Annotated in this window: 7 protein-coding genes and 1 tRNA gene; 6 read left to right on the top strand and 2 right to left on the bottom strand. The window is 72.9% G+C overall.

Annotated elements, in window-relative coordinates:
• Positions 1–112 precede the first annotated feature (112 nt).
• Entirely contained in the window at positions 113–1,453 is a 1,341-nt protein-coding gene (murA, locus tag ACFV9W_RS15635; protein ID WP_266710853.1) for a UDP-N-acetylglucosamine 1-carboxyvinyltransferase, read from the bottom strand.
• Between the two features lie 249 nt (positions 1,454–1,702).
• Between murA and ACFV9W_RS15630 the strand changes: the two genes are divergently transcribed.
• The 6 genes from ACFV9W_RS15630 (at position 1,703) to ACFV9W_RS15605 (ending at position 9,306) form a co-directional block, all read left to right on the top strand.
• Positions 1,703–2,272 carry a YqgE/AlgH family protein gene (locus tag ACFV9W_RS15630; RefSeq protein ID WP_385760378.1) on the top strand — a complete coding sequence of 190 codons (570 nt, stop codon included), beginning with the start codon at positions 1,703–1,705 and terminating at the stop codon, positions 2,270–2,272.
• 42 nt (positions 2,273–2,314) lie between these two features.
• On the top strand, positions 2,315–2,614 hold the full coding sequence (locus ACFV9W_RS15625) for a DUF3039 domain-containing protein (RefSeq protein WP_385760375.1): 300 nt from the start codon (positions 2,315–2,317) through the stop codon (positions 2,612–2,614).
• 133 nt (positions 2,615–2,747) lie between these two features.
• Positions 2,748–4,361 carry a beta-N-acetylhexosaminidase gene (locus ACFV9W_RS15620; RefSeq protein WP_385760372.1) on the top strand — a complete coding sequence of 538 codons (1,614 nt, stop codon included), beginning with the start codon at positions 2,748–2,750 and terminating at the stop codon, positions 4,359–4,361.
• A 309-nt stretch (positions 4,362–4,670) separates the two neighbouring features.
• Positions 4,671–5,570: an FAD binding domain-containing protein gene (locus ACFV9W_RS15615; protein ID WP_385760370.1), complete on the top strand. Its 900-nt coding sequence runs from the start codon at positions 4,671–4,673 to the stop codon at positions 5,568–5,570.
• Positions 5,567–6,967 (top strand): 2Fe-2S iron-sulfur cluster-binding protein, encoded by a 1,401-nt coding sequence (locus tag ACFV9W_RS15610; protein WP_385760367.1) that lies wholly within the window; start codon positions 5,567–5,569, stop codon positions 6,965–6,967. The genes ACFV9W_RS15615 and ACFV9W_RS15610 overlap by 4 nt, the downstream gene beginning before the upstream one ends.
• The gene (locus tag ACFV9W_RS15605; protein WP_385760366.1) at positions 6,964–9,306 is read left to right on the top strand and encodes a xanthine dehydrogenase family protein molybdopterin-binding subunit; all 2,343 of its coding nucleotides are present in this window, start codon (positions 6,964–6,966) and stop codon (positions 9,304–9,306) included. Before ACFV9W_RS15610 ends, ACFV9W_RS15605 begins: the two co-directional genes overlap by 4 nt.
• Before the next feature lie 67 nt (positions 9,307–9,373).
• Here ACFV9W_RS15605 and ACFV9W_RS15600 read toward each other — a convergent pair.
• Positions 9,374–9,448, bottom strand: a tRNA-Cys gene (locus ACFV9W_RS15600).
• Positions 9,449–9,580 lie beyond the last annotated feature (132 nt).

The following is a 9,580-nucleotide window of genomic DNA, read 5'->3' as shown; positions in this document are numbered from 1 at the left end:
CCCGGGCGGGCCGGGTCGCCCCCCCCCGCCGGCCCGTGGGGCCTTAGCCAAATGTGGGGGGCCCCCCCGGACGATTCCGGGCGGCCCCACTCACGTACGGGTCGAGCGGCGGCTAGCCGAGCGCCTTGCCAGGCAGCTCGACCTTCGCGCCCAGCTCGACGAGCTTCTCCATGAAGTTCTCGTAGCCGCGGTTGATCAGGTCGATGCCGTGGACCCGGGACGTCCCCTGGGCCGCCAGCGCCGCGATCAGGTACGAGAAGCCGCCACGCAGGTCGGGGATGACCAGGTCGGCGCCCTCGAGCTTCGTCGGGCCCGACACGACCGCCGAGTGCAGGAAGTTGCGCTGCCCGAAGCGGCAGTCGGAACCGCCGAGGCACTCGCGGTAGAGCTGGATGTGCGCGCCCATCTGGTTCAGCGCGGACGTGAAGCCGAGGCGGGACTCGTAGACCGTCTCGTGGACGATCGAGAGGCCCGTGGCCTGCGTCAGGGCCACGACGAGCGGCTGCTGCCAGTCCGTCTGGAAACCGGGGTGGACGTCCGTCTCCAGCGCGATCGACTTCAGCTGGCCGCCGGGGTGCCAGAAGCGGATGCCGTCGTCGTCGATCTCGAAGGCGCCGCCGACCTTCCGGTACGTGTTGAGGAACGTCATCATCGAGCGCTGCTGCGCGCCGCGGACGTAGATGTCGCCGTGCGTGGCGAGCGCCGCGGACGCCCAGGAGGCCGCCTCCAGGCGGTCCGAGAGGGCGCGGTGCGTGTAGCCGCCGAGCTTGTCGACGCCGGTGACGCGGATGGTGCGGTCGGTGTCCATCGCGATGATCGCGCCCATTTTCTGCAGGACGCAGATCAGGTCCTCGATCTCCGGCTCCACCGCCGCGTTCGAGAGCTCCGTGACGCCCTCGGCGAGGACGGCCGTGAGCAGTACCTGCTCGGTGGCGCCCACGGAGGGGTAGGGGAGGCGGATCTTCGTGCCGCGCAGGCGCTGCGGGGCCTCCAGGTACTGGCCGTCCGCGCGCTTCTCGATGGTCGCGCCGAACTGGCGGAGCACCTCGAAGTGGAAGTCGACGGGCCGGCCGCCGATGTCGCAGCCGCCGAGACCGGGGATGAAGGCGTGGCCGATGCGGTGCAGCAGCGGGCCGCACAGCAGGATCGGGATGCGGGAGGAGCCCGCGTGCGCGTCGATGTCGGCCACGTTCGCCGACTCCACGTGCGAGGGGTCCATCACCAGCTCGCCCGGCTCCTCGCCGGGGCCGACGGTCACGCCGTGCAGCTGCAGCAGGCCGCGTACGACGCGCACGTCGCGGATGTCGGGGACATTGCGCAGCCGGCTCGGCGCACTGCCGAGGATCGCGGCGACCATGGCCTTGGGCACGAGGTTCTTCGCGCCGCGGACACGGATCTCGCCCTCGAGCGGGGTTCCGCCGTGGACAAGGAGGACATCGTCGGTGACGGTCATGAATCTCGCGTTCCGAAGAGAAGGGCAGGGCCAGGCTCAAGGGTAAGGGGGGTACGGCCCTTATTCGTATGCCTGTGGGTGCCGGAGAGCGTCATGAGTTCGCTACAACACGAAGCGCGCCGGGTGGAGCACAAAGCGTGACGGTTTTGTGAAGCGCGCATCTTCCGCTTCCCCGCGTCCTGAGCTGCGTTCACGCGGTTGTTGCGCTTGGCGCCCCCGAGGGCGGCCGGATGCGGGATCATGTCATGCATGACCGAGGTGTCCTCGCTCACAGGGCGGTTGCTCGTGGCCACACCCGCCCTCGCGGACCCGAATTTCGACCGGGCGGTCGTGCTGCTCCTCGACCACGACGAGGAGGGCTCGCTCGGCGTCGTGCTGAACCGGCCGACGCCGGTGGACGTCGGGGACATCCTGGAGGGCTGGGCCGATCTGGCCGGCGAGCCCGGGGTCGTCTTCCAGGGCGGCCCGGTCTCTCTCGACTCGGCGCTCGGCGTCGCGGTCATCCCGGGGGACGACGAGCGGGAGACGCCCCTCGGCTGGCGCCGGGTGCACGGGGCGATCGGGCTCGTCGACCTGGAGGCCCCGCCTGAGCTGCTCGCGGCGGCGCTCGGCTCCCTGCGGATCTTCGCGGGCTACTCGGGCTGGGGCCCGGGCCAGCTGGAGGACGAACTGACCGACGGCGCCTGGTACGTCGTCGAGTCGGAGCCCGGCGACGTCTCCGCCACCCGCCCCGAGGGCCTGTGGCGCGCGGTCCTGCGGCGCCAGCGCGGCGAACTGGCGATGGTGGCCACATATCCGGACGACCCGTCGCTCAACTGACCTCGTTCCGGGACCGGGCGGGCTTAAGTACCCTTGGCGGTTATGAGCACTCTTGAGCCCGAGCGCGGGACAGGTACGGGGACCCTCGTAGAGCCGACGCCACAGACGTCGAGTGGCGACGGCGATCACGAGCGCTACGCCCACTATGTCCAGAAGGACAAGATCATGGCGAGCGCCCTCGACGGGACGCCCGTCGTCGCGCTCTGCGGCAAGGTGTGGGTGCCCGGCCGTGACCCGAAGAAGTACCCCGTGTGTCCCATGTGCAAGGAGATCTACGAGTCCATGGGCGCCGGCGGCGACAAGGACAAGGGCGGCAAGGACGGCGGCGGCAAGGGCAAGTAACCGGCCCCTGCCCGCCCTTCCCGGCGGCCCTTCCCGGTGAACCCCGGGTGTGCGGTGACGCATGCCCGGGGTTTCGCGTGTCCGGGGCGTCGCACCATTGCGGGAATTGGTCCAGTCCTCTTAGCCTCCCGTCATGGATCTCATCCCCGCACCCCGTCGGCAGGCGCACGCGGGCGACGGCCGCTGCGTGTTCGGCGACCGCACCGGCATCGCGGCGGGGGAGGGGACCCAGGGCACCGCGCGCTGGCTGCGCGCGACGCTCGGCGCGGCGACCGGTTGTGCCCTGCCGCCCAAGGGCGTGGACGAGGGGGATGCCGTCGTCCTGCGCATCGACCCCGCCCTCGAAACGGAGGGCTACCGGCTGCGCGCGACGGACGCGGGCGTCACGATCGAGGGCGGATCGGCGGCGGGCGTCTTCTGGGGCGCCCAGACGCTGCGTCAGCTCCTCGGCCCCGACGCGTACCGCAGGGCCCCGCTCCCCGGGCGCACCTGGAGCGTCCCGCACGTCACCGTCGACGACGCGCCCCGCTTCCGCTGGCGCGGCATGATGCTCGACGTCGCCCGGCACTTCACGCCGAAGTCCGGGGTGCTGCGCCAACTCGACCTGATGGCCGCCCACAAGCTCAACGTCCTGCACTTCCACCTCACCGACGACCAGGGCTGGCGCGTCGAGATCAAGCGGCATCCGAAGCTGACGGAGGCCGCCTCCTGGCGGTCACGGACGAAATTCGGCCACCGCGACTCGGAGTTGTGGGAGGACAGGCCGCACGGCGGCTTCTACACCCAGGACGACATCCGCGAAATCGTCGCGTACGCCGACGCGCTGCACATCGCGGTCGTCCCCGAGATCGACATCCCGGGCCACTCGCAGGCGGCCATCCACGCGTATCCGGAACTCGGCAACCGCGACGTCGTCGACACGTCCTCCCTCCCCGTCTGGGACACCTGGGGCGTCAATCCGAACGTACTCGCCCCCACTGACACCACCCTCCGCTTCTACGAGGGCGTCTTCGAGGAACTCCTCGACCTGTTCCCGTCCACCTTCATCCACGTGGGCGGCGACGAGTGCCCCAAGGACCAGTGGCGGCAGTCGCCCACGGCCCAGGCGCGCATCAAGGAACTGGGGTTGGCCGACGAGGACGAGCTCCAGTCCTGGTTCATCCGGCACTTCGACACCTGGCTCGGCGCGCGCGGCCGGCGCCTCATCGGCTGGGACGAGATCCTCGAGGGCGGCCTCGCGCCCGGCGCCACGGTCTCCTCCTGGCGGGGCTACGAGGGCGGCATCATCGCGGCGCGGGCGGGCCACGACGTCGTCATGTGCCCCGAGCAGCAGGTCTACTTGAACTACCGCCAGGCCCCCGGCGAAGAGGAGCCGGTTCCCATCGGCTACGTGCGCACCCTAGAGGACGTCTACCGCTTCGAGCCGGTCCCCCCGCAGCTGAGCGAGGAGGAGGCGCGGCACGTCCTCGGCACGCAGGCCAACATGTGGACCGAGGTGACGGAGAACGAACAGCGCCTCGACTACCAGCTGTACCCGCGGCTCTCCGCCTTCAGCGAGGTCGCGTGGAGCGAACTGCCCGCACCCGGCGCCCGCGACTTCGCGGACTTCGAGCGCCGAATGACCGCGCACTACGGGCGACTTGACGCGCTGGGGGTCGGTTACCGGCCGCCCGGCGGCCCGTTGCCCTGGCAGCGGCGCCCAGGTGTGCTCGGACGCCCCTTCGAAGGGGAACCCCCGAACGTGTGAGCTTGCGCGCGACGAGGATCACGCCTCGTCGCACACCTCACCTCATACAGAGGCGCGGAGTGCCAATTCGTGCCCACAGGTGATCTGGTGCGATATCGGTCATCTGTGAGGCGGAAGGGGCGAATGCCTCCTACCGGACCCCCTCTCCGGGCCGGACGGAAGATGTGCCAGAGTTGCCACGTCCGGCCTGTCAGCACGTACCGTACGGCGGAACAGGCGTAACGGCGGGAACGGCGGTCACGCGCGGACCACGCGGGGACCGGCGCCGTCGCCAGGCACGCGGCCGGACATCGGGAAGGGGCAGCCGGTTTGACCACGCACGCACCGCAGGCGACGACACAGGCCGCGGTACTTCCGGGTTCGCTGGACGAGGCAGTCGCGGCGCTCGCCGCCATGCCCGCCGCCGTACCGGTGGCCGGGGGCACGGACCTGATGGCCCAGGTCAACGCGGGTGGACTGCGCCCGGCCGCCCTCGTCGGGCTCGGCCGGATCAGCGAGATCCGCGGCTGGCAGTACCAGGACGGGAACGCGCTGCTCGGCGCGGGCCTCACGCACGCGCGCATCGGCCGCCCCGACTTCGCCGCGCTCATCCCCGGCCTCGCCGCCGCCGCGCGGGCCGCGGGCCCGCCCCAGATCCGCAACGCGGCGACGCTCGGCGGCAACATCGCCTCCGGCGCCCCCGCCAACGACACGCTGCCCGTACTCGCCGCGCTGGAAGCCACGTTGATCATCGCGGGGCAGGGCGGCGCGAGACGCGAAGTGCCGGTCTCGCACCTGCTGGCCGGCATGGAGATGCTCGCTCCGGGCGAGTTGATCGGGTTCGTACGGGTTCCGCTGCTGCACGCGCCGCAGGTCTTCCTGAAGGCGACCGGGCGTACGGGCCCCGGGCGCGCGATGGCGTCCGTCGCGCTCGTCCTCGACCCGGCGCGGCGCGGGGTGCGCTGCGCCGTCGGGGCCATCGCGCCGATGCCGCTGCGGCCCCTTGAGGCCGAGCAGTGGGTGGCCTCGCTCATCGACTGGGACGGCGAGCGCGGCGCGCTCGTGCCGGAAGCCGTGCACGCCTTCGGCGAATACGTCGCCGCGGCCTGCGTCCCCGACCCGGAACCGGCGCCGGACGGCACGCAGCAGCAGTTGCCGCCCGCCGTACTGCATCTGCGGCGCACCGTCGCCGTGCTGGCCCGACGTGCACTTGGGAGGGCGCTGTCGTGACGAACGAGTACCCCGGACCCGACGGCTGGGAGCCGGTGCCCCAGGGCGAGTACGACTCCGACGCCACGGCCTTCGTGCAGCTGCCCCCCGAGGGCTTCCCGGACGCGGCGCCGCTGGAGGCGCCGGGCCACGGCTATGTGCCGCCGCAGATAACGGTGAGCCCGGCCACGGGTGCGGCCGCGACGGATCCCGCGGCGACCGGGGTGTGGGTGCTGCCGGAGAACCTGGTCGGTCCCGCCGACGTGCCCGCTGCCGCGGAGCCGCCTGCCCCCGTGGAGCCCGCGCCCCACCAGGGGCAGACGGGGCAGTGGTCGATTCCGCTGGCCGAGGGGGAACTGCCGGACGAGTCCGGTGAGTTCACGGCGTCCGTGAGGGCGGCTCCGCCGTGGGGCGGGCAGGAGCCTCCGGCGACGTTGCCGGGGGGTGCGCCTGCGCCGTGGGCCCCGCAGCCGGCCCCGGAGCGGTCGGACGATCCTGCGTCACGGGGCTCTGCCCCGGACCCCGCGCCTCAATCGCCGGCGGGGCTTGATGTGCCGACCTCTGCGCCGGAGGCCCCTGAGCAGCCGACCGAGCCTGGGTTGCGGGGCTCTGCCCCGGACCCCGCGCCTCAAACGCCGGCGGGGCTTGAAATGGCCGATGTGCCCGAGGCCGTCGACGTAGCGGCTCCCGAAGCCGAGGTTGAAGCCGAAGCCGAAGCCGATGTCGAGGACGAAGCTCCCGCCCGGCCCCCGCTCCACGACGATCACCCCCTGGCCAGCTACGTTCTGCGGGTCAATGGTGCGGATCGGCCCGTTACGGACGCCTGGATCGGGGAGTCGCTGCTGTACGTGCTGCGCGAGCGCCTCGGTCTCGCGGGGGCCAAGGACGGCTGTTCGCAGGGCGAGTGCGGTGCGTGCAACGTGCAGGTGGACGGCCGCCTCGTGGCCTCCTGCCTGGTGCCCGCGGCGACCACCGCCGGCAGCGAGGTCCGTACGGTCGAGGGCCTCGCCGCCGACGGCCGGCCCTCCGACGTGCAGCGGGCGCTGGCCGCGTGCGGTTCGGTGCAGTGCGGTTTCTGCGTTCCCGGTATGGCGATGACGGCGCACGACCTCCTTGAGGGCAACCCGAACCCGACCGCTCTGGAGACCCGCCAGGCGCTGTGCGGCAACCTGTGCCGCTGCTCCGGCTACCGGGGTGTCGTGGACGCCGTGCGCCAGGTTGCCGAGGAGCGGCGGGCCGCGGCGGACGCCGCGAACGAGGAGCCGGCGGCCGAGGACGCCGCGGAAGAGCCGATGATCCCGCGCCAGGCGGGCCCGTTGGCGACCGAGGACCTCCAGGGCGACGCGCACCCGCAGGACTTCCCGAACCCGCAGCACCCGCAGGACTTCCAGGACTTCCCGGACGGAGGCCAGGCATGACGAACGAGACGGCCACGCCCTCCGCGGCCCCCACGACCCCGGAGGCGGAGAGCTTCCCGCACGGCCTCGGCACGTCGCTCCCCTCGCAGGAGGCCCCCGCCAAGGCGGACGGCACGTTCCCGTACGCCGCCGATCTGTGGGCCGAGGGCCTGCTCTGGGCGTCGATCCTGCGCTCCCCGCACGCGCACGCGCGCGTGGTGAGCATCGACACCAGCCACGCGCGCGAGATGCCCGGCGTCCTCGCGGTCGTCACGCACGAGGACGTCCCCGGCGGCTCGTTGCCCGGACACCGCGCGTCGGACCGCCCGATGTTCGCCTCCGAAATCGTGCGCCACCACGGAGAGGCGCTCGCCGCCGTGGCGGCCGACCACCCGGACACGGCGCGGATGGCCGCGGCCGCGATCATCGTCGAGTACGAGGTCCTGGACCCGGTCACGGACCCCGAGCAGTCGTTCGCGGCGGAGCCCCTGCACCCCGACGGCAACCTGATCCGCCACATCCCGCTCCAGCACGGCGACGCCGGGGCGACGGGCGAGGTCGTCGTCGAGGGCCTCTACCGCATCGGCCGCCAGGACCCGGCGCCGGTCGGCGCGGAGGCGGGCCTCGCGGTGCCGCGCCCCGACGGCGGCGTCGAGCTGTACATCGCCTCCACCGACCCGCACGGCGACCGCGACCTGGCGGCGGCCCGCTACGGCCTGGAGCGCGAGCGCGTGAAGGTCGTCGTCACCGGCGTGCCCGGCGCGACGGCCGACCGGGAGGACCCGAGCTTCCACCTCCCGCTCGGCCTGCTCGCCCTGCACACCGGCTGCCCGGTCAAGCTCGCCGCGTCCCGCGAGGAGTCCTTCCTCGGCCACCCGCACCGCCATCCGACCCTCCTGCGCTACCGCCACCACGCGGACGCGGACGGCCGGCTGGTCAAGGTGGAGGCCCAGATCCTGCTGGACGCGGGCGCGTACGCGGACACGTCGTCCGACGCGCTCGCCGCCGCGGTCTCCTTCGCCTGCGGCCCCTACGTCGTGCCGCACGCCTCCATCGAGGGCTGGGCGGTCCGCACGAACAACCCGCCGTCCGGGCACGTACGGGGCGAGGGCGCGCTCCAGGTCTGTGCCGCGTACGAGGCACAGATGGACAAGCTCGCGAAGAAGCTGGGCGTCGACCCGGCCGAAATCCGCCTGCGCAACGTCCTGGCGACCGGCGACGTCCTCCCGACGGGGCAGACGGTGACGTGCCCGGCGCCCGTGGCCGAACTGCTCACCTCCGTGCGGGACTTCCCGCTGCCGCCGCTGCCCAAGGACACCCCGGAGGAGGACTGGCTGCTCCCCGGCGGGCCCGAGGGCGTCGGGGAACCGGCCGCGATCCGCCGCGGCGTCGGCTACGGCGTCGGCATGGTGCACATGCTGGGCGCGGAGGGCGCGGACGAGGTCTCCACGGCCACGGTGAAGGTCCAGGGCGGCGTCGCGACGGTCATCTGCGCCGCCGTGGAGACCGGCCAGGGCTTCGCCACGCTCGCCCGCCAGATCGTCCAGGAGACGCTCGGCATCGAAGAGGTGCACGTCGCGCCGGTCGACACCGACCAGCCGCCGGCCGGTCCCGGCTGCCGCGGCCGCCACACGTGGGTGTCCGGCGGGGCGGTCGAGCGGGCGGCCAAGATGGTCCGCACCCAGCTCCTCCAGCCGCTGGCCCACAAGTTCGGCATGTCCACGGAGCTGCTGCAGATCGCGGACGGCAAGATCACGTCGTACGACGGCGTGCTGTCGACGACCGTCGAAGAGGCCATGGACGGCAAGGAGCTGTGGGCCACGGCGCAGTGCCGCCCGCACCCCACGGAGCCGCTCGACGCCTCGGGCCAGGGCGACGCGTTCGTCGGCATGGCCTTCTGCGCGATCCGCGCGGTGGTGGACGTCGACGTGGAGCTCGGCTCGGTGCGCGTGGTCGAACTCGCGGTCGCCCAGGACGTCGGCCGCATCCTCAACCCCGCCCAGCTCGCGGCCCGTATCGAAGCGGGCGTCACCCAGGGCGTCGGCGCGGCCCTCACGGAGAACCTCCGCACCCCGAAGGGCATCGTCCGCCGCCCCGACCTGACCGGCTACGCCCTGCCCACCTCGCTCGACGCCCCCGACATCCACATCGTCAACCTCGTCGAGGAGCGCGACGTGGTCGCCCCCTTCGGCGCGAAGTCGGCGAGCGCGGCCCCGGTGGTCGCGTCCCCTGCGGCCGTCGCCTCGGCGGTCCGCGCGGCGACGGGCCGCCCGGTCAACCGCCTGCCGATCAGGCCGCAGGCGGCGGTGGTCACGGAGACCGCGGCGCCGGGAGCGGCCGTGGCGGAGACGGCCGGCTGAGGACCGCATCCCGAGCGCGCACGACGAAGGGGCGCCCCCGCTTCTCGCGGGGGCGCCCCTTCGTGTGTGGAGGCCGTGACCGGAATCGAACCGGCGTGCTTCGCTTTGCAGGCGAATCCCTCAGCCACTCGGGCACACGGCCAAGCGCTGCCCAAGCTACGGGCCTGATCAGCCGCCCCTCAAGGGCCCCGGGCACCCCGCAACACGACTGCCATGCGCCGTTCATGAAGCGCCGGGGCCTACGACCAAGGGACCAGCTCCCGACCGCCTCAAG

The sequence above is a fragment of the Streptomyces sp. NPDC059897 genome (assembly GCF_042730865.1).
Taxonomy (GTDB): domain Bacteria; phylum Actinomycetota; class Actinomycetes; order Streptomycetales; family Streptomycetaceae; genus Streptomyces.
This window is presented reverse-complemented; position numbering and strand designations above follow the sequence as displayed.